Origin of the sequence: Streptomyces africanus (assembly GCF_030816955.1) — a bacterium.
Lineage (GTDB): Bacteria > Actinomycetota > Actinomycetes > Streptomycetales > Streptomycetaceae > Streptomyces > Streptomyces africanus.
In genome coordinates, this window is sequence record NZ_JAUSYP010000001.1 from 666,165 (window position 1) to 692,275 (window position 26,111).

Here is a 26,111-nt window from a genome sequence, read left to right on the forward strand (position 1 = left end):
CGCCCGCCCGGCCCGCAACACCCCCTCTGCCCCGAAGTCGCACGGCGCCATCTCAGGGAGAACCCATGAACGAACCCCGTCCCCGCACCGTCCTCGTCATAGGCGGCGGCGCGTCCGGCAACGCCGTGACCGTGCTGCTGCGGCGGGCGGGCATCGCCGTGGAACTGATCGAGGCCAAACCCGACTGGAACGTGCTCGGCTCCGGCATCACCCTCCAGGGCAACGCGCTGCGCGTGCTGCGCGAAGTGGGCGTATGGGACAAGGTCCGGGAGAGCGGCAGCGCCGTCGACGCCGTCGGCATGGCCGCGCCCGACGGGACCGTGTTCCATGTCCAGCAGGACTTCCGCACCGGTGGGGACGACCTGCCCTCGATCTTCGGCATGCAGCGGCCCCGGCTCCAGGAGATTCTGTGTGCGGCCGTTCTCGAGAGCGGCGCGACGGTACGCCTCGGCACCACCGCCGAGGAACTGGTCCAGGACGCGTCCGGCGTCACCGCCCGGTTCAGCGACGGCACCGAGGGCTGCTACGACCTTGTCATCGCCGCCGACGGCGTCGGCTCCCGCACGCGCGCGATGATCGGCATCAGCGACAAGCCCGAACCGACCGGCATGGCCATCTGGCGCGTCCCCGCGCCCCGCCCCGAGAGCGTGGAGCGCATGACCCTGGCCTACGGCGGACCGTGCTACATCGCCGGCTACTGCCCCACCAGCAAGAACACCATCTACGCCTATCTCGTCGAGGCCAACCGCGACCGCGCCTGCATCGACCCGGCCTCGTACGCGGACGAGATGCGGCGGCTGGCCGCGCCCTACGGGGGTGCGTGGCCGGATATCGCCGCGAGCATCACCGACTCCGCCGAGGTCAACTACACCTGGTTCGAGCGGCTGCTCGTCGAGGGCTCCTGGCACCGCGGCCGGGTCGTCCTGGTCGGTGACGCGGCCCACGTCTGTCCCCCCACGCTCGCCCAGGGCGCGGCCATGTCGCTGGAGGACGCCTCCGTACTGGCCGAGATGCTGAGCGAGGAGCAGGACTGGAGTTCCCTCGACGCCCTGCTGACCGGCTTCTACGAACGCCGGATCGGCCGTGTCCGCATGGTGGTCGAAGCATCCGTGCAACTCGGTCAGTGGCAGCTGGACGGCGCCCGTGACGCCGACGCACCCGGTCTGATGGCCCGCACGATGTCCGTCCTGAAGGAGACCCCGTGAACCCCGTGAACCCCCAGAACGGCGCACCCACGATCGACGTCCACGCGCACGTCCTGCTCCCTCAGGTCGAGGACGCCGTCGCCGGACACCCCGGATTGGCCGCGGCCCGCGATCTCGACGCCCGCCGCAACGGCCCCGAGGCCATCGCCGTCAGCGGCCCGATGTTCCGGGACCGCTTCCCGAGGCTGACCGACGTCAAGGCCCGGCTCGCCGCGATGGACGCCTCCGGGATCGACGTCCAGCTGGTCTCGCCGTCTCCGTCGCACTACCACTACTGGGCCGGCGAGGACCTGGCCCGTACGGTGTGGGAACTGGCCAACGAGGGCACCGCCGCGCACGTCGCCCAGGCCCCGGCACGGCTGCACGGCCTCGGCCTCGTCCCGCTGCAGCACCCGGACCTCGCCGTCGAAGCCCTCGACCACGCCCTCGGCCTGAGCCTGCGCGGTGTCGAGATCTCGAGCCACGCGCCGGGACGCGAACTGTCGGACCCCGCGTACGAACCGTTCTGGACGCGGGCCGAGGAAACCGGAGCGATCCTCTTCCTGCACCCCTTCGGCTGCACGCTCGACGAGCGCCTCAACCGGTGGTACCTGTCCAACACCGTCGGCCAGCCGACCGAGAACGCCGTCGCCCTGTCCCATCTGATCTTCTCCGGAGTCCTGGACAGGCACCCGGGGTTGCGCATCGTCGCCGCCCACGGCGGCGGTTATCTGCCCACCCACATCGGCCGCTCCGACCACGCCTGGCTTGCCCGCACCGACACCCGCGGCTGCGCGCACCCGCCCAGCAGCTACCTCAAGCAGCTGTACTTCGACTCCCTTGTCCACGACCCGGACGTCCTGCGCGAGCTGATCCGGGTGGCCGGCCCCGACCGGGTCCTGCTCGGCTCCGACTTCCCCTTCGACATGGGCACCGACGACCCGCTCGGCGCTCTGCGAGACGTCACGGACCTGCCCGCCCTCCACTTCCACGCCGTACGCGGCGGCAACGCGGCAGCGCTGCTGCGTCTCACCTGAGGAGCCCGACATGACCAACCGTCTGCTCACCCATCTGCGACACGTCGACCTGGCCGTGCCGGACTACGACAAGCAGCTCGACTTCTACGCCGGCGTCTGGGGCCTGACCAAGGTCGCCGAGGACTCCGGCATCTCCTTCCTGGCCGCCGAGGGCTCCCCCGAGCAGTACATCGTCCGGCTGCGCAAGGCCGAGGAGAAGCGCCTCGACCTCATCTCCTACGGCGCGGCGAATCCCGCCGACGTGGACACGCTCGCCGAGCAACTCCTCGCCGGGGGAGTGCAGTTGATCTCCCAGCCGGGCAAGGTCGACACCCCCGGCGGCGGCTACGGCTTCCGCTTCTTCGACATCGACGGCCGCACCATCGAGGTCTCGGCCGACGTCGAGGCGCGCCGGCACCGTCGTATCGAGGAGAAGGAGTCCATCCCGGTCCGTCTCTCGCACGTTGTCCTGAACTCCCCCAATATCAACGCCACCCGCGCCTGGTACGAGCAGCACCTCGACTTCCGGCTGTCCGACACGATGGCCTTGCCGCACATGGGCGAGGCCATGCACTTCATGCGGATCAGCAACCAGCACCACTCCATGGCCATCGCCAGCGGTCCGCACACCTCCCTGCAGCACCTCTCCTTCGAGATGCGCGGCATCGACGAGTACATGCGCGGCTCGGGCCGCGTGATGCGTTCCGGCGCCCGCAAGATCTGGGGCCCCGGGCGGCACATGGCGGGCGACAACACCTTCATGTACTTCCTCGACCCGCACGGCAACACCGTGGAGTACACCACCGAGCTCGAAAAGCTGGACGAGGACACCTGGCACCCGCACATCTACGACCTGACGAAGCCCGAGAACGCCGACCAGTGGGGCACGTCCAACCCGATGAACGAGATGGTCGCCAAGGAGATGCTCAACGACGTCGACCGCGGCGTCTTCGTCGCTCCGCCGGTCTGACCCCTCGATCCCGGGGGCTCGGCGTACTCCCCCGCCTGCCATGCCGCCGGGCCCCCGGCCTGTGTCAACCCACCCAGCTCCCTAGGAATGCCATGCGTTTCGCCACGTACGAACAGCACGGCCGCAGCCGTCTCGCCACCGTCGAGGACGACGGCGTCCTCTACCCCTGCCCCGGCCGAGCCTCGCTTCTCGATCTGATCCAGGCCGGTCCCGAGGCGCTGCGCGAGGCGGGCAACGCAAGCCTGGACGTGCCGCGCGGCCCGCACGTCTCCCAGGTGCGATTGCTGCCGCCGCTCCAACCGCCGTCCGTACGCGACTTCGTCACGTTCGAGGAGCACGTCGAGGGTGTACGACGCAGCATCGACGGAATCCCGGGCGCCCCGGACGCCTGGTACCACGCGCCCACTTTCTACTTCACCAACCCCTACGCGGTCATCGGCGCTCACGACGACGTCCCCGTGCCGCCCGGCAGCCAGGCACTGGACTTCGAACTCGAAGTCGCCGCGGTCATCGGCCGCGAGGGCCGCGACCTCACCCCCGAGCAGGCCCGCGACCACATCATCGGCTACACCGTGTACAACGACTGGTCCGCCCGCGACCTCCAGTCCCGCGAGATGCAGGTCAGCCTCGGCCCCTGCAAGGGCAAGGACACCGCGACCACCCTCGGCCCCTACGTAGTCACCGCGGACGAACTGGAGCCCTACCGCGACAGCGACGGATTCCTGCGCCTGGCGCTGACCGCCGAGATCAACGGCGAGGTCGTCGGCAAGGACCTGCTGTCCAACATGAGCTGGACCTTCGAGGAGATGACCGCATACGCCTCCCGCGGCACCTGGGTACGCCCCGGCGACGTACTCGGCTCCGGCACCTGCGGCAACGGCGGCTGCCTCGCCGAACTCTGGGGCATACGCGGCCGCCAGGACCCGCGGCCGCTCAAGCCCGGCGACACCGTCACCCTCACCGTCGAGGGCATCGGCACCGTCTCCAACACCGTGGTACCCGGTGCCGAACCGGTGGCCGTCCCTCGCGCCCGTAGGCGCCCGCGAACGCGCCCGTGAACCGCGCACACCCCAAAGCTTCCTGGCCGGGCACCGACCCTGTATGGGAGAAGCCCGCCCTCACCAACTACCAGGTCAACGACGACCAAGGCTGAGGAATCCACCATGAAGAAGCTTCCCGCCCAGCGCGGCCGCGTCGCCGTCATCGGCGCCGGGCCCGGTGGCATGGCCGCCGCGCTCTCCGTCCACCAGGCCGGCCACGAGGTCGTGCTGTTCGAGCGCTACCCGCAAGCCAGACCCGCCGGCAACATCCTCAACCTGTGGCCGCCCCCCATCAAGGCACTCGGGCTGCTCGGAGTGAACACCGAGGACCTGGGTGCGCCCTGTACGGCCGAGTTCCGCAACGCCCGCGGCCGCCGCCGGGTCCGCGCGGCCCTTCCGGAGCAGGTTGTCCGCGACTACGGCGGCGGCTTCGTCGGTCTGCTGCGCCCCGAGCTGTACGAGCGGCTGCTCGACGCGCTGCCCAAGGGAGTCCTGCGGGTCAACCACACGGTGGAGCGCGTCGAGCAGGACGAGAGCGGTGTTCGACTGCACCTCGCGGACGGTCGAGTCCACGAGGCGGACCTCGTGATCGGCGCGGACGGCATCGATTCCCTGGTCCGCCGCACTCTGTGGGGCGACAGCCCCAAGCGCGAGCACAACCTGCACATCTTCGGCGGCTACACCTTCGACGAGAGCGTCGAGACCGAGCCCGGGATGTGCGTCCTGTCCCACACCCGCACCGTGCAGGGCAGTTGGACCGCCATCCGCGACAAGGGACGTGACGGCCACCAGTGGTGGGTACTCGAAGCGTTCGACGCAAGCCGGGAATTCACCGGGGACCTGCACTCGACCGCGACCAGCCACGGTCAGGCCTTCGCCCGTCCGCTCCCCCAGCTGATCGCCGCGACCGACCCCGCGCACGTTCAGCGCTGGGTGATCCGCGATCGCAAGCCGCTGAAGCAGTGGTCCAAGGGCCGCGCCACCCTCGTCGGCGACGCCGCTCATCCCACCTCCCCGTACGCCGGGTACGGCGCCGGTATGGCCACCGAGGACGGCTATTTCATCGGCCGCCGCCTGGCAGGGCTGGACCTGAGCGACTACGCCGCTGTCCGCCACGCACTCGACGCTTTCGAAGCCCCCCGCAAACCGCACACCGCCCGGCAGTCCCAGCACGCCTACGTCCTCGGGCAGGTCTTCCATCACGCGCCGCGCGCTCTGCAACCGGTCCGGGACGCGATCCTGGACCGCACCCCACTGATGCAGAAGGTGGTCGGTGACTCCACCCCCAGCTCGATCCTCGCTCAGCTCGGTGAGATCGACCGGGCCGAAGCCCGCTTCATCACACTCCTCGGCCTCGGCGGGACACACGACACCGCTTCCTGAACCACGTGGCTCGGGCCGCGCCCGCGCCCGGCGGGGCTGGTGCTGCCCCAGAACAGCAGGCCGCCCGACGCACACCCCGGCGCAGAACGCCAAGCGTTCATCGGGAAGTCGAGAACAACCTCGCCTAGGCTCCGCGACCGTCGGTCAACGCATCGCTGGATCCGCTCGGAGTGGCCGAGCGCGGACTGGGGTTCGCCGCCGACAACTCGGCCACCAGCCGGGTCACGGGTACGCCGAGCACCACGGCGATCGAGAACAGTGTGTCCACCATGGGATTGCCCGCGCCCTGCGCCGGATTCGAGAGCACCTGCTTCGCCGGCCTCGCCTGCCCAGCGAACTCCGCTAGGGACAAGCGCCGTTGATCTCTGAGAAAGCCCACATTGCCGCTACCGCGGCGTTCCCTCAAGACACCACCACTTCAGGCGGTCCGTCCCCTTGCCCACCCCCGTGGCTCCAGGATGCAGGGGGCCTTGGTGAAACTATTCCGTCAGCGTGCCCATCGCACGGTCGAGCAGTACGGCCAGGGGAACGGCGCCCCCACAAGCTACCCAGCCCGTCGCGGCCGCATCCAGACAGGCGAGCGCGGCCCCGGAAAGCGCGTTCGGCCCGACCTCCTCCGGCTGGTCGGCGCTGACGCCCAGCCGCCGGGCGATCTCCGGCTCCAGCATCGCCTGCCAGCTCAGCTGCTTCTCGAAGTGCCGTGCGCGCAATGACGGAGTCTCCTGGAGCATGCGCAGATAGCTGAGCGCCTGCTCGGGCGCCTGCTCGTTCGCCTGCGTGAGGACGTCGAACGCCCTGCGCAGCGCCTCCCAGGGACGCTCGGTGTCGGGGCGGGCGGCGAACGCCTCCGCGATCTGACGGCCGGTCTCCTCCAAGCCCTGCAGGACCATGTCTTCTTTGGTGCCGAAGTACCGGAACAGGCTGGCACGCGACAGCCCGACCTCACCGGCAATCTGGTCGACGGTCGTCCCGTCGAATCCCTGCTCGCTGAAGAGCCGGAGCGCGACCTCGACGACTTCCTTCCGGACCGTCGCGCGCATACGCTCCCGCAGGCCGGGCGGTTTGGTTGCGGACTGGGCGGAGGTGCGGGCGGCGTCGGTCATGAATAAAGAATACAACAGCGACTCAATCTGATACTGAGCATCAGAAACCTGGGCTCCCGGCGGCCACACTGTCCACGCCGGCCGTTCAGGTCACTCCCACGGAGGGCGTCAGCTGATGCGAGGTGAGGGTCCACTTGACCTGGAGGACCTGCCCGGCCGCACCCAGTCCGCCCTCGGGGACGGCAGCGATGACGACGAATCCCTGGGCCGCCAGCAGGGAACGTGACGGCAGCAGGCCTGCTCACCGTTCCCGGCCAGGCGGACCGGCCGCGCCCCGCCCCGTGCCCGCCCGGCCCTCCCCGTCACCCCGACAGGAAGGGCCTACAGTGCGCCGGGGACGCCCGGACACTTCGGGAGCCGCGAGTGGATCCTGACCACCGAGCCCGTCTTCATACCTGCGGGCTGCCGCCCGAACCGTCCACCTCGTCACGGATCGGCCCGCGGCGTCTCGTTGCCGCGCGCGGCTTCAGGCCGCGGCGCCCTCGGCCTCGGCGGAGACCGCCGCCCACTCCTCCCAGGTCTTCAGCCGCTCGGCGTAGACCTGGGGGACGAGGTGGAGGGGAGCCGTGCCGAAGAAGACGCGCAGCGGAGGGTTGTCCGCGTCGACGATCTCCAGCAGGGCCGGGCCGGTTGCGGCGGGGTCGCCGGACTTGACGTCGCCCCAGGCGGCGGCGACGGCGGCGCGCAGGTCGTCGTAGGCGGGCAGCTGTTCGGCGAAGGTGGCGGAGGAGCCGGCCCAGTCGGTTTCGAAGCCGCCGGGCTCGACGAGGGTGACCTTGATGCCAAATCCGGCGACCTCCTGGGCGAGGGCCTCGGTCAGGCCTTCCAGGGCCCACTTGGAGGCGTTGTAACCGCCCAGGTTGGGGAAGGAGACGACGCCGCCGACGGTGGAGATCTGCACGATGTGGCCGCTGCCCTGGGCCCGCAGGAGGGGCAGGGCGGCCTGGGTGACCCACAGAGCGCCGTAGAAGTTGGTCTCCATCTGACCGCGGACCTGCTGTTCCGTCAGCTCCTCGACCGCGCCGAACAAACCGTGTCCGGCGTTGTTGACGATCACGTCCAGGCGGCCGAAGTGCTCGTGCGCCTGCTTGACGGCCTCGAATGCGGCGGCCTTGTCGGTGACGTCCAGCTTCAGCGGCAGGACCGCCTCACCGTGGGCGGCCACCAGATCCGCCAGGGAGTCGGTGTTGCGGGCGGTGGCCGCGACCTTGTCACCACGCTCTAGGGCCGCCTGGACGAACTGACGACCGAAGCCACGCGAGGAACCGGTGACGAACCAGATCTTGCTCATGAGGACACTCCTGTTCGAAACGAACTTGCAGTACGAGACTCTAGATCCTGTTGATACTCAGTATCAAGTAGTTCCTCTGTAGATTCTTGAGCATGAGTAGCTCCGCACACCTTCGACACAGTTCCCGGCCAAGCCGTCGAGCCTGCGTGGCACAGGCGAGCGACGAGTCAGGCAGAGGCGACCCAAGCAGCGATCCGGCTCTCGACCACCCCGCTGCTGCCCCGCATCGGCACCCTGCACGACCTGCGACGCGCTCACTCGCCGGCATCCGCTCCGTGCGCGTGCCCCCCCCACTGCACCGAGGCCGACCACTCCGCCCAGCACATCGCCGCGGCCCGCGGGCTGGGCATGGATGTGGCGGGCATCCTGCTGATGTCCCGCTGGCCGAACTGGCCGACTTGGCCGCCAGGCCAAGCTGATGGAGCCCCCTCGGCGCCGCCGACACCGACACCGTCGTCGCCGTCGAGAACGGGGTGACGCGCTTGGACGCTCCTTGGCAGGGCAGGCGCCGGCGACTGCCCGCTGAACGCGTTCATCACGGTCGCCGACCTGATGGGCGGGAAGCACGGCTGCGACCTGTTCCCACTCATGGATGCCGCCGACGTCCGGTCCGCCCGCTCCAGGACCAGGACGTGCGCGTCGACCGGGAATCCCTGACGCCGATCGCCCCGGCTCGCCGAGGCCCACGACCACTGCCCGATGTCCCAGCCGCGCCCCGGCGTGCACTTGTCACCTGCCACGACGACGTCCGGGACGTCCTCACCGACCACGAGGCGTACTCGTCCGTCGACAGCTTCGCCATGGAAAGCGGTGGCACGACGGCCGACCTGCCCGCGGTGATGATCACCACGCTGGCCCCGCCCGACCACACGGCCCTGCGCTCGTCTCAGGCGCTGGTTCGCTCCCGCCGTGCTCCGCGAGCAGGAAGCACGCGCCCGCGACATCGTGACCGACGTCCTCGACGTACAGGCCACTGCGATGGTCTTCGGCCATGGCCTCCACACCTGCCCCTGCGCACCACTGGCCCGGTTGGAGTCCCGCGTCGTCCTGGAACAGTTGCTGGAGCGCTTCCCCGAACTGCGGCTCGCTCCCGGCTATCGCCGTGAGCCCGCTCCGGGCCTGGTCATGGTCCGCCGCCCGGCTCGGCTCGACGGCTTGCCCTGAGCTGAGCGGGGCTTCTCCCGAGGACGGCGCCGTGCTCATCGACTACGGCGCGCTCGGCAGGCCGGAAGACCGTCGCCCGCCACGGGGGCGTCGGCCGGGCCGCGGAGCAGCTCAGGGCCGGACAGCCGACGCTCACCACGCGATCAGCCGGCACGGTCATCGAGGGGGTGTGCTTGCCCGCAGGACGACATTCGGGTCGACCGGTACGACCCGCGGGGCGTCATCGTCGGAGAGCGCGAGCTCCATCGCGAGGAGCCCGACCTGCTGCAGAGGAACGGTCACGGACGTCAGCTCCGGGACGACGTCCACCGCCGGGCCGATGTCGTCGAAGCCGGCGACGGCGATGTCCCGGCCGGGGACGAGCCCGGCGTCGCGGAATGCGGTCATCACACCGATCGCCATGACGTCGCTGACCGCGAAGACGAGTTCCGTGCCGTCCAGTCCCCGCCGGACGAGCTCCCGGGCCGCCGCACAACCCCCTCGGCGGCTGAACTCGGCTTCCACCACCAACCGTTCGTCGACGCCGATGCCGAACTCGCGCAGGCCCTCCACGAAACCGCTGCACCGGTCACGGGACGTCCTTAGTGCGGATCCTGCGCGGACCACCGCGAACCGCCGGTAGCCGAGCCCTACCAGCGCGCGGGCAAGCTGCCGCGCTCCACCGTAGTTGTCGATGCTGACGGTGTGGAACGGCAGGTCGTGCTGGCTGATCAGGACAACGCTGCCGCCCGCTTCCCGGTAGGCGTGGAGCTCCTCGACAAGTGCGTCGCGGGCATCGGCGCCGTCGACGCGGCTGCCGGTCATGATGATGACGCGGGGGCGCATGCCGCGCAGCGTCCCGACGATCTGGAGTTCGCGCTCCGGGGAGCGGTCCGCGACCGCCATGGTCACGATGAGTCCGGCGGCCTCGGCTGCCTGCGTCACACCTGCCGCGATGGAGGAAAAGTACGGGTCGTCGACACCGCTGACGACCAGCGCGGCGATGTTCGTCGAACCCCGCGCGATGGCCTGGGCGGACAGGTGCGGTGCGTAGTCCAGTTCCGCGGCCGCGGTGAGCACACGGTCGACGTTCTCCTGCCGGACGTTGCGGACGCTGCCGTTGAGCACCCGCGACGCCGTGGCCTGTGAGACGCCCGCTGTCCGCGCCACATCATGCAGGGTCACCTGGCGCCCCTCGGATACGGCCTCCCCGCGACGCCCTACAGGCGCTGCCGCTCCATCTCCCATGCCGCACATTGTGCACCGAGCCGCTGGCGCCTGGAAGTCGCGGAATCACTACCGAGGGTCACTCCGCAGGCCGGTGCGCTTACTGCGCCGCACATGCCTTGCGAAATCCGACCGGGCCGACGCGACCACCTTCCAGCCGGGCGACCATATCCCGAGTCGGTCACCGGCACATTCGTCCACACTCGGCGGCCTGGCCGGGGATATCCTCGGGTAGCGTCGACGCGGCTCCGTTTTCGTGGTGCGGGAGGGACGGCGCGATGCCCCATTCAGCCAGGCCGACCGTCACCCTGCGTGACGTGGCGGCGGCCGCCGGTGTGTCGGTTTCGACCGCGTCGCGAGTGCTGGGCGGCAGTTCCCGGACGGTCGCGGAGGAATACCGGCAGCGGGTCGTCTCCGCGGCGGCCGCGTTGCGCTACACCGCGGACGCCGCGGCCCGGGCGATGCGGCGCGCGAACGACTCGATCGCGGTCGTCGGCGACGATCTCACGACCCCGTCGATGGGAATGGTCGCCGCGGCGATGGAACGGCGAGCGCGCGACGCAGGTGCGTTCGTGACCGTCTCGTCGACCCACGGCACCGCCGAGCGGCAGCTCGAAACCGTCCGGTTGCAGCGTGCTCTGCGGCCCCGTGCGCTCATTCTGACCTCGAGCCGCCTCGACACGAAGGCCCTCGGCGGGCGCCTGCTCAACGAGTTGCTCGGCTACGAACGCGAGGGCGGCCGGGTAGTGATCGTCGGTGACACCGACATGCCGTTCGACTCCATCGGCTTCGACAATCAGGGCCCTGCGAAGGAATTGGCCACCTACATCGCCGGGGCGGGGCACCGGCACGTGACGATCCTCGCCGGCGCGCGCGGGCAGGGGAACGTCTCGGCCCGTACCGCGGGCTTCATCGCCGGTCTCCGCCACGGCGGCGTCGAGGAGCGGCACATCCGGATCTCGCACTGCACAGTGAACCGCCAGGGGGGGTTCGACGCGGCGCGGCGGCTGGTCGCCGAGGGGCTGGAGCCGCCCCACGCGGTCCTCGCCGCCAACGACACCATCGCCATCGGCGCGATGTCCGCCTTCCGTATTGCCGGGGTGGCGGTGCCGGACGAGGTCTCGGTGACCGGTTTCGACGACATCGAGCTCGCGATCGACGTGACACCGCGGCTGACGACCGTGTCGTTGCCGCTGGCGCAGGCAGGTGCCGAGGCGGTCCGCCTCGCACTCGCGGACCGTACGGAAGCAGAGCATCTGATGATGCGCGGGCAGGTCGTGGTGCGCGACAGCACGGCGATCCGCGTCGTCTGAACCGCCCCTGAGCCGATCACTCCCGCCGACGCGCACAGCGCCTTCGGGCCACCAGAACCTGCCACGTCAAAGCCGCGTTTTTACCAGCTGACCGGCGCTTGACGCCTTCGATCACGGACGGGCACACTGCGCGGAATACGATTTCCCACTGAGAAAGACTCCTCCCCCGGGGCCGCGCCCCGCCTCTGCGATCCACGCGACAGGCCCCGCACCGAATCTTCAGGGCAAGCCGCACCCACACCCGCACTCCCTCCTAGGAGGATCTCCCGTGCACGACGTCATAGGGCTGCCTGACAGGCACATCAGACGGTTGGCGGCCCTGGCCGCCCTGCTCATGGGACTGGCCCTGCTGACCGGCCGAGCACTGTCGCCCGCGTACGCCGCCACCGACACGGCGATCACCGTCGACGGCACCAGCGCAGGACGCACCTTCGACGGCGTCGGCGCGATCAGCGGCGGCGGTGGCAACACCCGCCTGCTGGTCGACTACCCGGCCACCCAGCGCGACCAGATCCTGGATTACCTGTTCAAGCCCGGGTACGGCGCGGCCCTGCAGATCTTGAAGGTCGAAGTAGGCGGCGATGTCAACTCCACCGACGGCTCCGAGATCAGCTTCGAGCACACGAAGGGCGACATCGACTGCGACGCCGGCTACGAGTGGTGGGTGATGGAGCAGGCCAAGGCCCGCAACCCCGGCATCAAGCTCTTCGCCCTGGCCTGGGGCGCCCCCGGCTGGATCGGCGACGGCAACTTCTACACGCAGGACGGCATCGACTACATGATCGACTGGCTGGGCTGCGCCAAGCAGCACGGTCTGACCATCGACTACATCGGCGGCCGGAACGAGAAGCCGTACAGCGCCTGGTTCTACCAGACCCTGAAGTCGGCCATGGCGGCCAACGGCTACGCCTCCACCAAGCTGGTCGGCGGCGATGAGACCACCTGGAACATCGCCACCGGCATGAAGAACAGCAGCGCCCTGTACAACGCCGTGGACATCGCCGGCGCGCACTACCCCTGCACGTACCAGTCCGCGATGACCACCTGTTCCTCCTCCGCCGACGCCCAGTCGCTGGGCAAGCCGATCTGGGCCAGCGAGAACGGCTCGGAGAACGCCGAGACAGGGGCGGCCCCGGTCGCCCGCGCCATCAACCGCGGCTACCTCGACGCCAAGATGAGCGCGTACATCAACTGGCCCATGGTGGCCTCCGACTACCAGAACCTCTTCTTCCACGACCAGGGCCTGATCACCGCGAACCAGCCCTGGTCCGGCGCCTACAGCGTGTCCCGCACCGCCTGGTCCATCGCCCAGACCACGCAGTTCACCTCGCCCGGCTGGAAGTACCTCGACACCGCCTCCGGATACCTCGGCGGCGACCGTGCCAACGGCAGTTACGTCAGCTACGCCGCGCCCGACAAGAGCGCCTGGAGCACCGTCTACGAGACCCTGGACGCCACCGCGCCCCAGACGGTCAGCCTCGACGTCGCCGGAGGCCTGCCCGGCGGCACCCTGCACGTGTGGTCCACCGACCTGTCGCAGCCGGGCGCCGCCACCCCGCGCATGGTGCACACCGGCGACCTGACCGCCTCCGGCGGCACGTACACCCTCACCCTGGACCCCGGTCGCGTCTACACCGTGACCACCACCACCGGTCAGGGTGCCGGAACGACCGCTACGCCCACCCGCAACAGGCTCTCCATGCCGTACTCGGACTCCTTCGCCGGCTACGGCACCGGGCAGGAGGCGAAGTACTTCGCCTCGATGAACGGCGCCTTCCAGGCCGCCCCCTGCACCGGGGGCCGCAGCGGCCAGTGTCTGCGCCAGACCGCGCCGATGAAGCCGATCATCTGGTGGGCGCCGGCCTCGAACGACGTCCAGCCCTACACACTCATGGGCGACGTCGGCTGGAGCAACTACACGGTCAGCTCCGATGTGCTGCTGGAGAACAACGGCAGCTCCGCCGAGCTCCTCGGCCGCGTCGGCACCCAGACCAAGTTCAGCACCGGGCTGAACGCCTACCACCTGCGCCTGTCCGACACCGGAGCCTGGTCGCTGCTGAAGACCGGCACCACCGGCACGAACTCGTGGAACTGGACCACCCTCGCCAGCGGCACCGTCACCGCACCCGGCACCGGCACCTGGCACAAGCTGGCCCTGACCTTCCAGGACAGCACCATCACCGCCAAGATCGACGGGAGCACCGTCGGTACGGTCACCGACACGAGCTACGGTGCGGGCCTGGTCGGCCTGGGCACGGCAGGCTACTACCCCGTCGAGTACTCCGACCTGTCCATCACCCACGAACCGGTCAGCGACCTGTCCGGCACCTACAAGATCGTCAGCGTCAGCACCGGCAAGGCGCTCACCGCCTCCAACGGTGGAACCGGCGACGGCACGCCCATCGTCCAGAAGACCGACCAGAACAGCAGCAGCCAGCAGTGGAAGCTGGCATACACCGGCGGCTACCTCACCCTCACAGGCGTGAGCAGCGGCAAGGCACTCGACATCAACGCTGCTTCCACGTGGCCCGGCACCCAGTTGCAGCTGGGGACTCCCAGCGGGAACATCAGCCAGCAGTGGCTGATCGCCCCGGCCGGCAGCGGCACCTACACTATCGAGTCCCGTTCCAACGGGTACAAGGTCGACGTGTACAAGGCCCAGACCACCGACGGCACACCCATCGACCAGTGGTTCACCAACGGCAGCAACAACCAGCGGTGGAAGCTGGTCAAGCTCTCGTGACCAGCTGAGGATCCGGCCGATCCCCTGGGCGGGGCGGGCCCGAACCGCCGGCCTGCCCCGCCCATGTGCCGGGAGCCTTGAGCCGAAGGACCCCTGCATCACGTCGACGCGTTCATCTGCGCGAAACCTTGACGCACTCGATCGCCGCTGGGCACACTGCGCGGAATACGTTTTCCCCCATGTCAGGCCGGACGCGCGCCCGTGTCCTCGGGCACCCTCGGTGCGTCCCCCCGCACGGCCCCCTACTGCCCGCGCCCCGAGCCGTCACGCGACCTCTCGACCGGACGCGTCACGACAGGAGCCAGTACCTCACCACCACAGACGACAAGAAGAGGACCATGACCGGCAACCGAAGACTTCTGTCACGAGCGACAGCCGCCGCACTGTGCGCGCTGGCAGTCGTGCTCGCGTCGATCGTGCTCACTCCGGCGCAGCGGGCCTTCGCCGCGGGCACCACGTACTACGTGAGCGCGACCGGCAACGACAGCAACGCCGGAACCAGCACCAGCGCGCCCTGGCGCTCGCTGAGCAAGGTGAACTCGAAGACGTTCCAGCCAGGCGACACCATTCGCTTCGAGTCCGGTGACAGCTGGACCGGGCAGCTGTGGCCGAAGGGGTCCGGCACCGACGGCGCCCCGATCGCCATCGACAGCTACGGAACGGGCGCCAAGCCGAAAATCGCCGGCCAGGGCACCGTCGCCGACGCGGTGCGGCTGAACAACCAGCAGTACTGGGAGATCCGCAACCTCGACGTGTCGAACGCGGTACCCACGGGGACGACCGACGGTTCGAAACTCGGCGACTTCCGCGGTATCGGCGTGCACGGTGACAACGGCCAGACCCTGCACCACTTCGTGATCGACTCGGTGGACGTGCACGACGTCACCGGCGAGGTCAAGTGGGTCGGCGGCAGCACCGCCGACAACAAGCCGGGCATCACCTTCCAGCAGGGCTGGGACCGCTCGAAGGACACGGGCGGCATCGCCTTCCTCACCGGCGTCCAGGACATCACCGCGCCCGGCGCCCCCACGGTGCTCGATGGCATCACGGTGGAGAACTCCACCATCAAGAACACCTCGTTCAGCGGGATCGTGACGAAGCAGTACGCCGGTGACGCGCCCGGTGCCGTCTTCACCGGCTGGGGCAAGCGCGCCACGGCCACCGACCCCGCCTACACCCCGTACACCGACGTCACGTTCCGCGGCAACTACATCACGCAGGCGAACACCCCCTACGGCTGCAATGGCATCTACCTCACCGGCGTCCGCGGCGGACTCGTCGAGGGCAACGTGATCGACCGGGTCGGTGTCTCCGGCGTCGAGACCAACATGGCCGACAGCGTCACCGTCCAGCACAACGAGATCATGGGCACCCACCTCTCCTCGGGCGGTGCCGACCAGAACGCCCTGGACCCCGACATCGGCACCACCGACCAGGTGTTCCAGTACAACTACCTCCACGACAACGGCGACGGCATCCTGCTGTGCGCGTGCAACTCCGCGGTCAAGTTCGGCAGCGTGGTGCTCCGCTACAACGTCATCACCGGCAGCACACGGTGGAACATCCACATGTCGCAGCAGAGCGGCACGGTGGCGAACATCTACAACAACACCATCGCCAACACCACTTCGCAGAACATGGTGACCGGCGGTGTCTCCGGCAAGGCGACGTTCACCAACAACCTGTTCGTCTCCGGTCAGTCCGCCCCCCAGTTCGTCCAACAGTCGAGCATCACCTACAACAACAACGGATACTCGTCCAACCTGACAACTCGGCCTGCGTCGGACGCGAACGCCGTGGTCGGCGCTCCGCAGTTCGTGAATGCCTCCGTCACGGGGCCCTACGGCGACGAGAACGGCCCGAGGCTCGACACGGCGGCGAACTTCGCGCTCCAGTCGGGATCGGTGTTCGTCGACGCCGGAGCCACGGTCACCGGCAACGGAGGCCTCGACAACGCCGGGTCTCCTGTGCCGATCGGGAACGGTCCGGAGATCGGTGCCTTCGAACGCGGCGCGCCCGACATCGCGTTCACGGACACCTTCGACGGCCTGGCCACGGGCGCGCTCGCCAACGGGACCAACGGATGGCGAGTCATCTCGACCAACAACGACGTCTCCGTGGTGGAGACGCCGTCCGCCACCGACAAGAGCGTCCGGCTGACCCGCACCATCGAAGGCGGCGGCACCGACGGGACCAACCTCGCCCGCCTCTTCAGCACCCCGCTGCAGGGCGTGGTGACCATCGACACGCAGGTGATGCGCAACGACACGCAGGCCGGCTGGTTCGGGCTGCCCTACGTGTACAACGCCAGCGGTGCCCCAGCCGTCAGCGTCGCCTTCGCCCGCGGCCAGATCCACGCGTACAAGGGAACCACGGACACCGTGATCGGTACGTACACCAATGGCAAGTGGTACCGGGTCACGCTCACCGTGGACACCGTGAACCAGCGCTTCGACCTGGACATCGACGGCCACCGCGTGCTGAACGACGCGGCGTTCCGCACCTCGATGCCGGGGATCGCGAAGGTCGCGTGGTACTCGAACGGGGGTGAGCGCGGGGCGGTGCACGTGGACGACGTCCGGATCTCGCGCGGCACCGGATTCGACCAGTGAAGTAATGAGAAATCAGCTCTGCCGGGCCGATACCGGCCCGGCAGAGCTGTAATTTCAGTCCTGATCAACTGGACGATATCTGTTCCAGTCCGGCGGTGACCACCGGCACATAGAATATGGTGATCCCAGCCATATTGGGGTGCGTTCCAGACCCCTCCGCACCTGGCAATCCGTCGACCAGGTCATCGAAGGTGTACTTAGCCCGGTGGATGTCATCGCGCGTGTCGAACGGAGTGTCCCCGAAGACGTCGGCGATGGCGACATTCCCATTCCGGCAGACCCGCAAGGTTTCCTCGCGGAGTGCCACCTGGGTGTCCCAGTCCCTCGAACCGAGCTTGTGGGCGGACACGTACACAACGTGAGCGGCAGGCCACCTGCGCTTCATCGTGCGCAGCGTCTTCTCGAGTTCGGCGGAGTAAGTCCCCACGTCATAGCGGCCGTTGAAGACCGACTCGGCGTCGTTGGTACCGCCGTCGAAGAGGATGAAGTCCGGTGCGGCTGCCGGGGCTTCCTCGACCTGCGCGAGGATCTGCCCCCCGGAAGCATGCGGGTCGGCGCCGACGGTCGCGCCGTTCCGGGCGAATTTCGAAAGGGTCATTCCAGCACGCTCGGCAACGACGTCCACAAAACTGCGCGGATACACGTGACCATACACGATACTGTCACCGAAGGCGTAGACACTCCTGCCCGCCAACCCCGTTCCCACATCAATCTCCTCATCACACGACTCTTCAGCAGTCCGATTTTAATCAGGGCATTGACCCGTTGGTCCAGGGGCGCGTAAATTGCATTTAAGAAAGCGCTTACTATCGCGAAAACGGAGTTCTGGCATCATGACCACAACGTATGCCGGCCTGCCCGGGGGCGTCGCCATCTCACATCTGTCGGTGTACGACTGGCCTGCCGCCGACGGGGCGTGCGGCGGCACCCCTCACATGCATCTGGCCTGTTCGGAGGCTTACGTCGTCACCGGCGGACGTGGGGCCGTGCAGACGCTGACCGCATCCGGGTACGAGGTCACTCCGCTCCAGGCTGGTACGGTCGCCTGGTTCACGCCCGGCACCATCCACCGGCTGGTCAACGAGGGTGATCTGCGGATCACCGTACTGATGCAGAACAGCGGGCTGCCGGAGGCGGGGGACGCGGTCCTCACGCTGCCACCGGAGTACCTGACCGATCCGGAGACGTACGCACGAGCCACCGCCATCCCCGTCGACGCGCCCAGGGAGGAGCAGGAGCGCGTCGCCCGGGCCCGGCGGGACCTCGCCCTGGAGGGCTACCAGGCACTGTGCGCGGCCGAGGGTCCCCAGGCCCTGGCCGCGTTCCACCGGGCCGCCGCCGCGCTGGTCCGGCCGCGCATCGCCGAGTGGCGCGAGCGGTGGCGACAGGGGGCCGAGGCCTCCGCCGCAGCAACCGGGGCGCAGCTCGACTGGCTGGAGCAGGCGGAGGCCCCGCACCTCGCGGATGCTGCCGTGAGGGCCGAACAGCCCGTTTCCCGTGGGAAGTTCGGGATGTGCGGTCGGCTTGACGCATACGAGAGCTGACGGCGATGTGTACCTGAGGCCGCGCGGCGTTCACGGCCGCTTCGGCCCGCATCGCAACGCCGGACCGGACGGGAGGTGCGGACAGAGCGGACGGACCTGGTCCGCCTGCCCCCCGCCCCCTCCGGCAGCGGCACCCCCTCGGTCACCGCTTGCGGCCGGCACGACCTGTCGCAGGCGGCTCGGCCGTCGACTCCCGCCAAATGATCCGGAACAGGGAACCCTCGGCCGTCTCGGGCGCGCTGTCCCTCAGACCCGCGATCAGCTTGGCCATGGCCGTGCTGCCGAGCTGTTCGAGCTCCACGTCGACGGTGGTCAGGGACGGGGTCATGAACTGCCCGACCCCGGCATTGTCCCAACCGGTCACGCTGAGGTCGCCCGGCACGTCCCAGCCGCGCTCCCGGGCGCCCCGGACGACGCCGGCGGCGACGAGGTCGTTGGCCGCGATCACCGCGGTCGGCCGCGCATGGCTCGGGAGCGACCGTATCGCCTCGATGCCGGACTCCCCCGACCAGTCCCCGTCGAAGACCCCGACGGACTCGACCCCGAGGCGTTCGACGGTGTCCAGATAGCTCTGCTTGCGCGCCCTCGCGGAAGCGAACTGCGCGTCGCCCGCCACATGAAGGAACCGGGAGTGACCGAGCGCCGCCAAGTGCTCGATCATCCGCACCAGGGGCGTGGCGTCGGCCAGCTGCCCGATGCCCCGCATCTCGTCGTCGAAGTCGGCCGAGATCACCACGGTCGTCCTCTGGTGCAGTTTGCTCTCCACCGCGGGAAGCACAGGGGCGAGGGAGAGGATGCCCTCGAACTGTCCCGAATCTGCGAGCTCCAGCAGTCGTTCGCTCCTCGCGCGTACGCCGCCCCCGGCGCTCACGACGTCCACGAAGAACCCCCCGGCCTGCGCCGTCGCGCTGGCCCCCGCCAGCATGCGAGACGGGTTGAAGGCCATGGCGGGCATGAGTATCGCCAGCCGGCCGGTCTTGCGCGTGCGCATCGACCGCGCCACCAGGTTGGGACGGTAGTCCAGTTCGCGGATCGCGTTCTCCACCCGCTCCACGGTCGCGGGCTTCAGTCCGCTGTTGAATCGCAGGTACCGCGACACCGTTTGGGGCGACACACCGGCGAGTCGCGCCACATCGGTGATCGTCGGTCGTCGTCGCGCCGTGTCAGCGCCGTCCATCCGCTTCTCCCGCCCATCCGCCAACGTTCCGGAAATCAGAGAGTACACACCCTTGACGGAAAAAGTGAACGTTCACTATGGTCCTCGCAACCCGAAGAGTGAACGATCACTTTTTTGGTCACACGGGGCCCGGGACGGGCCCGCACCAGTGTGTTTCGATGCCGCCGCTCAAGGGAGCAGTGCCGTGAGCTCCATCAACGAACTACGCCGGCTGCGCGGGTCCCAACGGGGCGCGCGCCAGCAGAACAAGGCGGCGTTCTTCTTCCTACTGCCATGGTTCATCGGACTCTTCGGGATCACTCTCGGTCCGATGCTGGCCTCGCTGTACCTCAGCTTCACCAAGTACAACCTGCTGCAACCGCCGCAGTTCAGCGGACTCGACAACTGGACGCGCATGCTCTCCGACGAGCGCCTGCACAAGTCGCTCCAGGTGACGTTCAGCTATGTGCTGGTCTCCGTCCCGTTGCAACTGGCGATGGCACTGGGGCTCGCCCTGCTGCTGGACAGGGGAGTGCGTGGCCTCGCCTTCTACCGCTCCGTCTTCTACCTGCCGTCACTGATCGGCGGCAGCGTGGCGATCGCGGTGCTTTGGCGCGCGATGTTCGGGACCAACGGCCTGGTCAACGAGGCCCTGGCCCTCGTCGGTGTCCAGGGGCAGGGCTGGATCTCGGAGCCGGGAACGGCGCTGTCGACGCTCGTCGTCCTGAACGTCTGGACCTTCGGCTCACCCATGGTGATCTTCCTCGCCGGGCTGCGGCAGATTCCGACCTCCCTCTTCGAGGCGGCCTCCGTCGACGGCGCGAAGCACTGGCGCCAGTTCCGCAGCATCACCATTCCGCTGCTGACACCCATCATCTTCTTCAACCTGGTGCTGCAGATCATCCACGCCTTCCAGACCTTCACCCAGGCCTTCGTGGTCTCCGGCGGTACCGGAGGGCCCGCCGACTCCACCCTCTTCTTCTCGCTGTACCTGTACCAGCGCGGGTTCGGCCACTTCGACATGGGTTACGCATCCGCGCTCGCGTGGGTCCTGCTCCTCATCGTCGCGGCCTTCACCGCCGTCAACTTCTGGGCCTCAAAGTACTGGGTGTTCTACGATGACTGACCCCACCGCAGCCGTACCTCGCTCGCTGCCCGCCTACCGCCCCCACGCGACGCGCCGGATCAGGCGGGCGGTGCGCGCCCCTCTCAAGCACTGCCTGCTGGCTCTCTGTGCCCTGACGATGCTGTACCCCGTCCTGTGGATGGTGGCCAGTTCGCTGCGGCCCAACAACCAGATCTTCCGCAGCGCGGGACTCGCGGTGACGCACCCGCGCCTCGAGAACTACAGCAACGGCTGGAACGCCTTCTCCCAACCGTTCAGCCACTACATGATCAACTCGGCGATCGTCGTGATCGGCGCGATCCTCGGCAATCTACTCGCCTGCTCCCTGGCCGCGTACGCGTTCGCCAGGCTGGAATTCCGGGCGAAGCGCGTGTTGTTCGCGACCATGCTCGTCACCATCATGCTGCCGATCCACGTGATCATCGTGCCCCAGTACGTCCTGTACTCGGAGCTCGGCTGGGTCAACACGTTCCTGCCCCTGATCGTCCCGAAGTTCCTGGCGACCGACGCCTTTTTTATCTTCCTCATGGTGCAGTTCATCCGTGGCATCCCGCGGGAGATCGACGAGGCGGCGCGGATCGACGGCGCCGGGCACGCGCGGATCTTCTTCCACGTCATCCTGCCGCTGATGGTCCCGGCCCTGGCGACCACCGCGATCTTCACCTTCATCTGGACCTGGAACGACTTCTACACCCAGCTGATCTATCTGACCGACCCGGACATGTACACCACGCCCCTCGCGCTGCGCACGTTCGTCGACCAGCAGACCGCGACGGACTGGGGCTCGGTGTTCGCCATGAGCGTCGTGTCGCTCGTTCCCGTCTTCCTCGTCTTCCTCGCCGGACAGCGCTTCCTGCTGCGCGGCATCGCGACCACCGGCGGCAAGTAACCGCGGGGGCCACTGCCGGACATGCGGAGGCGACGGAGCCACGGCCGCTCGGGAGCACCGCAGACATCAACCCGACCCACCCATCAGAGTCAGGACAAGCCCATGAACCCCAGCCCCTTCAGACGCGTCGCGGTCGGAGCGATCGCCTCACTCTCGCTCGTACTGACCGCCTGCTCCGGCGGCAGCACCGAATCCGCTTCCGATCTCAGCGACAAGCCGGTCACCATCCGCGCCACCTGGTGGGGAGCGGACGCCCGCGCCCAGCTCACCGACGAGGTCATCAAGGCGTTCGAGAAGAAGTACCCCAACATCACGGTCAAGGGCCAGTACAAGGACTGGAACGGCTACTGGGACGCGCTCGCCACGACGACCGCGGCCAAGGACTCTCCCGACGTCGTCCAGATGGACGAGCTGTACCTCGCGTCGTACGCCGACCGCGGAGCGCTGTACGACCTGGGCAAGGCCAAGAAGCTCCTCAGCACGTCACAGTTCGACGACCAGGCCCTGGCCACCGGGCAGGTCGACGGGACGCAGTACGCGCTTCCCGTCGGCGTCGGCGTCATGTCCATCCTCGTGAACACCGACCTCTTCAAGAAGTACGGAGTGAAGGTTCCCGACGACAAGACATGGACATGGGACGACTACGCCAAGATCGGGAAGGAACTGACCGACAAGAGTGGCGGCAAGATCCATGGTGCCGCCGGCGCGCCCGGCTTCTCCGCCGGCGACGTCAAGTACTGGGCTCGTCAGCACGGTGAAAACCTCTTCGACAAGGACGGCAACGTCTCGTTGAAGCCCGAGACGCTCGCCGGGATGTGGAAGTACGGTCTGGACCTGACCTCCTCGGGGGCCAGCGTCAAGGCGTCGACGATGGTCGAGGACCTGACCGCGGGTGTCACCGCCGGCAGCTTCGCCACCGGCAAGGCGGCCATGATGGGGGCGTACAACACCCAGATCACCGCAATCCAGCAGGCCGCGGGCGCCCATGTGAAGCTGCTGCAGATGCCTCGTGTCGGCAGCACCAAGGCCAACTTCTTCAAGCCCTCCATGTACTGGGCGGTCTCCAGCCAGAGCAAGCACCCGGCCGAGGCGGCCGCGTTCATCAACTTCATGCTCAACGACCAGAAGGCCGCCGACATCCTCAAGACGGAGCGCGGAATCCCCGCCAACAAGGAGATGCTGAAGCACCTCCAGCCGGGGCTGGCCGGGACCGACAAGGCGGCAGCCGACTACCAGAAGGCCGTGACCCCGGGTGAGTCGCCGGTCGTGACCCCCAACGGCGGTAGCGGCATCGAGCCGGAGCTGCAGCGCTACAGCCAGGAGGTCTACTTCAAGAAGACCTCGCCCGAAGCCGCCGCTAAGGCCTTCATCAAGGAGCTCCAGGGCGAGATCGACGCGGCCAAGTGACCTCCTTCCCGGGGGCCGGCGCCGCTGCCCACGGCCCCCGGGAGGCCCCACGAGAAGTGGGGCAGGAACCAAGAGAGAGAAAACACCCATGCCAAGCCCCCGGCCGCCGTACCGCGTGGCCATCATCGGCACCGGCGGTATCGCCCACGCTCATGCCGAAGCCCTCACCGAACTCTCCGAACGCGCCCGGCTGGTCGCCGTCGCCGACGTCGACCCCACCCGTGCCGCCGAGTTCGCCGACCGATTCTCCGTGCCGCACGTCTTCAACAACACGCAGGCTCTGCTGGAGAGCGGAGACCTCGATCTCGTACACATCTGTACGCCCCCGCAGACCCATGCACCCCTGGCGTCCAAGGTGATGCGAGCCGGCGTCACCGCGCTGGTGGAGAAGCCGACGGCGCTGAGCCTGCGCGAGATGGACCAGCTGGCCACCGTGCAGGAACAGACCGGCTCCAAGGTCCTGACCGTCTTCCAGCACCGCTACGGCGCGGCGGCCGTACGCCTGCGACGGCTGGCCCGGTCCGGTGCACTGGGCCGGCCACTGGTCGCCACCTGCGAGACCCTCTGGTACCGGCCCGACGCGTACTTCGAGGTGCCGTGGCGGGGGCGCTGGGACGTCGAGGGAGGTGGCCCGACGATGGGACACGGTATCCATCAGTTCGACCTGCTGCTGTCGGTTCTCGGCCCTTGGTCGCAGATCACCGCACTCGCCGACCGCCAGACCCGGCCCACGGACACCGAGGACGTCTCGATCGCCGCCGTCCGGTTCGCGGGCGGAGCCCTCGCCACGGTGGTCAACTCCCTGCTGTCCCCCCGGGAGACCTCGCGCCTGCGCTTCGACTTCGAACACGCCACGGTCGAACTCGAGCACCTCTACGGCTACCGCGAGGAACACTGGCGGTTCACGCCGGCCCCCGGCCACGAGGAGCTCTCCGACCTCTGGACCAATGGTGATGAGCCGGACGTCACGAGCGGCCACAGGCTCCAGATCGAGGCCGTGTTCGATGCCTGGGAGGCCGGTGAGGAACCCGGCGTCTGCCTGCTGGACGCGCGTCGCACGCTGGAGTTCGCGGCGGCGACATACGCCTCGGCCTTCCGCGGTGTCCGCGTCGCCGCGGGCGAACTGACCGACGACGACCCGTTCGCGGAAAGCATGGACGGTGGCGCCGTGCCGTGGGAACCGGTCAAGGAGGCCCTCGTATGAACGCTCTTGAGATTCGTCACGACCTCGGCACCTCGGTCACCGTACGCGACGGCGGCACCGAGCTGTTCCGCTACGTGTACCAGCCGGACACCGTCCAGCTGGAATCCCCCAAGCCCTACATCCATCCCCTGCGCACCCGGGCCGGCAAGGTCGTCAGCCTGTTCCGTCCCCACGACCACGTCTGGCACAAGGGCATCGCCTGGTCCCTGCCCCACGTCGGCGAGGAAAACTTCTGGGGCGGTCCCACGTACATCCACGGACGCTTCTACGTCCAGCTGGAGAACAACGGAACCCAGGCCCACCGCCGAGTGGTCGACCTGGACAGGACCGACGGAGCGGCGACGTTCACTCACGACCTGGACTGGACCACCCAGTCCGGCGCGCTCTTCTTCACCGAACGCAGGACGCTGCGAGCGAGCCTGATCTCCCCGCACGCTTGGGCATTGACGTTCGAGACGCGGATGACGAATGTCTCCGGAAGGAACGTCGCCATGGGATCGCCGACCACCAAGGGACGGGAGAACGCCGGCTACGGCGGCCTGTTCTGGCGTGGCCCGCGGTCATTCACCGGCGGACAGTTCGTGACCGAGGAAGGCATGGGTGGCGACGAGGTCCGTGGGCGGCGCATGGAATGGATGGGCTTCGCGGGTCGCCACGACGAGAGGGACGCACAGTCGCTCGTACTCATGCTCGACGACACGGCGAACCCGAGTCACCCACCGCAGTGGTTCGCCCGGACCGAGGAGTTCGCCTGCCTCAATCCGGCACCGTTCTTCAGCGAGGAGCTGACCGTCGAGGACGGCGCGACCGTGCGGTTCCGCTACGGTGTCGGGATCGCCGATGCCGAGGCGAGCGCGGCTCCCGCACTCGCCGAAGCGGTACGCCGGGTGCTCACACCGTCGGATACGCCGTCCGCACGTGCCGCGGAATCGTCTTCAGGGCCCTTCGCGACGGAGTGATCCGATCCTGCTCGCTATGCAAGCCCCGGCGTGCACTCCCCGCTCACCAGGGAGTGCACGCCTTCCTCGCCACCCCGGCTGCTGTGATCGCCGTAGACGCAAGTGCCTGCGAACGGCAGCGAAGAAGTACCAGACACGTACGGGCACCATGGCGGCCCTGATTGTCCGCTCGAACGCAGGACGGCCCCGCCTGCGTCACCGTTCGCCCGTTGATGTCACAGGCACCGGCTCGTCGAGGACTGCCGCCACATGACCCGCCGGTGCGAGGCCGATTTGCTCGACTGTGGGACCGCGGTAGTGCGGGTTCACACCCGCCTGATGGCCGGCGCACGACGCTCAGCCCGGGAGCGCGGGAAATCCGACCCGATCGATGCCGAGGCGGTGTCCCGGGTCGCTCGCGCCGGCCCGACCAGCCCAAGTCCTGCCTGGACGGCCCGAGTCGGGATAACAAGCTGTTGGTCGACCAACGGCGCCCGGTTGCCCCGCGCACCGCAATCGGCAACAAGCTGCGCCGGTTCCTGCACGAATTCTCGCCGGCCGGCTGTGCCACGCGCTCGGCGCTCGCGTCGTGACGACGGTGTCCGGCGTTGTGGGTTCCGTGTGCCTCAATAGCCGAAGGAGCGACCGAGGATTGGTCGGCGCTGTTCGGTGTGCAGGAGCGCGGTCTCAGCGAGGCCACCGGCGCCCTGATCGCGTGCTTCTCGATCACCATGGCGTGAACCCGCTTGTGCGGTGAGGCGATTCGGCCTCGCTGGAGCGCACCGAGGATGCTCATCGGGGGTGCGGTGATCGGTGGGCTGA

Annotated in this window: 21 protein-coding genes and 1 pseudogene; 16 read left to right on the plus strand and 6 right to left on the minus strand. The window is 68.6% G+C overall.

The genetic code is table 11. The features are described 5' to 3' along the window. Window positions 1–65 precede the first annotated feature (65 nt). From QF034_RS03355 to QF034_RS03375, 5 genes are all read left to right on the plus strand, one after another. A complete protein-coding gene (locus QF034_RS03355) occupies window positions 66–1,205 on the plus strand; it encodes an FAD-dependent oxidoreductase (RefSeq protein WP_307173475.1) in 1,140 nt (379 codons plus the stop codon). Next, window positions 1,202–2,221 (plus strand): amidohydrolase family protein, encoded by a 1,020-nt coding sequence (locus QF034_RS03360; RefSeq protein ID WP_307173476.1) that lies wholly within the window; start codon window positions 1,202–1,204, stop codon window positions 2,219–2,221. Before QF034_RS03355 ends, QF034_RS03360 begins: the two co-directional genes overlap by 4 nt. A 10-nt stretch (window positions 2,222–2,231) precedes the next feature. Further along, window positions 2,232–3,170 carry a VOC family protein gene (locus tag QF034_RS03365; protein ID WP_307173477.1) on the plus strand — a complete coding sequence of 313 codons (939 nt, stop codon included), beginning with the start codon at window positions 2,232–2,234 and terminating at the stop codon, window positions 3,168–3,170. A gap of 92 nt (window positions 3,171–3,262) precedes the next feature. Further along, window positions 3,263–4,228, plus strand: a complete 966-nt coding sequence (locus tag QF034_RS03370) for a fumarylacetoacetate hydrolase family protein (RefSeq protein WP_307173478.1) — start codon at window positions 3,263–3,265, stop codon at window positions 4,226–4,228. 105 nt (window positions 4,229–4,333) lie between these two features. Beyond that, complete coding sequence (locus QF034_RS03375) at window positions 4,334–5,593, plus strand: FAD-dependent oxidoreductase (RefSeq protein WP_307173479.1); 1,260 nt, start codon at window positions 4,334–4,336, stop codon at window positions 5,591–5,593. A gap of 124 nt (window positions 5,594–5,717) precedes the next feature. Here the strand turns inward: QF034_RS03375 and QF034_RS03380 are convergent, their stop codons facing one another. The 3 genes from QF034_RS03380 to QF034_RS03390 form a co-directional block, all read right to left on the minus strand. Then, window positions 5,718–5,864 carry a hypothetical protein gene (locus tag QF034_RS03380; protein WP_307173480.1) on the minus strand — a complete coding sequence of 49 codons (147 nt, stop codon included), beginning with the start codon at window positions 5,862–5,864 and terminating at the stop codon, window positions 5,718–5,720. Window positions 5,865–6,072: 208 nt separating this feature from the next. Then, the gene (locus QF034_RS03385) at window positions 6,073–6,696 is read right to left on the minus strand and encodes a TetR/AcrR family transcriptional regulator (protein ID WP_234388089.1); all 624 of its coding nucleotides are present in this window, start codon (window positions 6,694–6,696) and stop codon (window positions 6,073–6,075) included. A 466-nt stretch (window positions 6,697–7,162) separates the two neighbouring features. After that, on the minus strand, window positions 7,163–7,987 hold the full coding sequence (locus tag QF034_RS03390; RefSeq protein WP_307173481.1) for an SDR family oxidoreductase: 825 nt from the start codon (window positions 7,985–7,987) through the stop codon (window positions 7,163–7,165). Between the two features lie 204 nt (window positions 7,988–8,191). On the opposite strand from QF034_RS03390, the pseudogene QF034_RS03395 reads away from it, so the two are divergent. Together QF034_RS03395 and QF034_RS03400 are read left to right on the plus strand one after the other, a co-directional pair. After that, window positions 8,192–8,646: pseudogene (locus QF034_RS03395) on the plus strand (4-hydroxy-2-oxovalerate aldolase); the annotation flags it as partial. A gap of 250 nt (window positions 8,647–8,896) precedes the next feature. Continuing rightward, window positions 8,897–9,151 (plus strand): hypothetical protein, encoded by a 255-nt coding sequence (locus QF034_RS03400; protein WP_307173482.1) that lies wholly within the window; start codon window positions 8,897–8,899, stop codon window positions 9,149–9,151. Between the two features lie 156 nt (window positions 9,152–9,307). Here QF034_RS03400 and QF034_RS03405 read toward each other — a convergent pair whose 3' ends face one another. Beyond that, on the minus strand, window positions 9,308–10,315 hold the full coding sequence (locus QF034_RS03405; RefSeq protein ID WP_307173483.1) for a LacI family DNA-binding transcriptional regulator: 1,008 nt from the start codon (window positions 10,313–10,315) through the stop codon (window positions 9,308–9,310). 359 nt (window positions 10,316–10,674) lie between these two features. Here QF034_RS03405 and QF034_RS03410 point away from each other — a divergent pair, with 359 nt between their 5' ends. The 3 genes from QF034_RS03410 to QF034_RS03420 all read left to right on the plus strand — a co-directional run bounded on the left by QF034_RS03410 (window position 10,675) and on the right by QF034_RS03420 (window position 17,025). After that, window positions 10,675–11,670 (plus strand): LacI family DNA-binding transcriptional regulator, encoded by a 996-nt coding sequence (locus QF034_RS03410; protein WP_307173484.1) that lies wholly within the window; start codon window positions 10,675–10,677, stop codon window positions 11,668–11,670. A 268-nt stretch (window positions 11,671–11,938) separates the two neighbouring features. Beyond that, window positions 11,939–14,413, plus strand: coding sequence for an RICIN domain-containing protein (locus QF034_RS03415; protein WP_307173485.1), 2,475 nt, complete (start codon window positions 11,939–11,941; stop codon window positions 14,411–14,413). Between the two features lie 338 nt (window positions 14,414–14,751). Next, entirely contained in the window at window positions 14,752–17,025 is a 2,274-nt protein-coding gene (locus tag QF034_RS03420) for a right-handed parallel beta-helix repeat-containing protein (protein WP_307173486.1), read from the plus strand. Window positions 17,026–17,089: 64 nt separating this feature from the next. On the opposite strand, the gene QF034_RS03425 is transcribed toward QF034_RS03420, so the two are convergent. Continuing rightward, window positions 17,090–17,731, minus strand: a complete 642-nt coding sequence (locus tag QF034_RS03425; protein ID WP_307173487.1) for an SGNH/GDSL hydrolase family protein — start codon at window positions 17,729–17,731, stop codon at window positions 17,090–17,092. Window positions 17,732–17,858: 127 nt separating this feature from the next. On the opposite strand from QF034_RS03425, the gene QF034_RS03430 reads away from it, so the two are divergent. Beyond that, window positions 17,859–18,569: a cupin domain-containing protein gene (locus QF034_RS03430; protein WP_307173488.1), complete on the plus strand. Its 711-nt coding sequence runs from the start codon at window positions 17,859–17,861 to the stop codon at window positions 18,567–18,569. A gap of 142 nt (window positions 18,570–18,711) precedes the next feature. Here QF034_RS03430 and QF034_RS03435 read toward each other — a convergent pair whose 3' ends face one another. Next, window positions 18,712–19,746 (minus strand): LacI family DNA-binding transcriptional regulator, encoded by a 1,035-nt coding sequence (locus QF034_RS03435; protein ID WP_307173489.1) that lies wholly within the window; start codon window positions 19,744–19,746, stop codon window positions 18,712–18,714. A gap of 184 nt (window positions 19,747–19,930) precedes the next feature. Between QF034_RS03435 and QF034_RS03440 the strand changes: the two genes are divergently transcribed. The 5 genes from QF034_RS03440 (at window position 19,931) to QF034_RS03460 (ending at window position 25,310) form a co-directional block, all read left to right on the plus strand. Beyond that, window positions 19,931–20,851, plus strand: a complete 921-nt coding sequence (locus QF034_RS03440; RefSeq protein WP_307173490.1) for a carbohydrate ABC transporter permease — start codon at window positions 19,931–19,933, stop codon at window positions 20,849–20,851. Continuing rightward, the gene (locus QF034_RS03445; protein ID WP_307173491.1) at window positions 20,844–21,740 is read left to right on the plus strand and encodes a carbohydrate ABC transporter permease; all 897 of its coding nucleotides are present in this window, start codon (window positions 20,844–20,846) and stop codon (window positions 21,738–21,740) included. Before QF034_RS03440 ends, QF034_RS03445 begins: the two co-directional genes overlap by 8 nt. Before the next feature lie 102 nt (window positions 21,741–21,842). Then, window positions 21,843–23,147, plus strand: coding sequence for an ABC transporter substrate-binding protein (locus tag QF034_RS03450; RefSeq protein WP_307173492.1), 1,305 nt, complete (start codon window positions 21,843–21,845; stop codon window positions 23,145–23,147). 88 nt (window positions 23,148–23,235) lie between these two features. Beyond that, window positions 23,236–24,351, plus strand: coding sequence for a Gfo/Idh/MocA family protein (locus QF034_RS03455; RefSeq protein WP_307173493.1), 1,116 nt, complete (start codon window positions 23,236–23,238; stop codon window positions 24,349–24,351). Beyond that, window positions 24,348–25,310 carry a DUF6807 domain-containing protein gene (locus QF034_RS03460; RefSeq protein ID WP_307173494.1) on the plus strand — a complete coding sequence of 321 codons (963 nt, stop codon included), beginning with the start codon at window positions 24,348–24,350 and terminating at the stop codon, window positions 25,308–25,310. The genes QF034_RS03455 and QF034_RS03460 overlap by 4 nt, the downstream gene beginning before the upstream one ends. Window positions 25,311–26,111 lie beyond the last annotated feature (801 nt).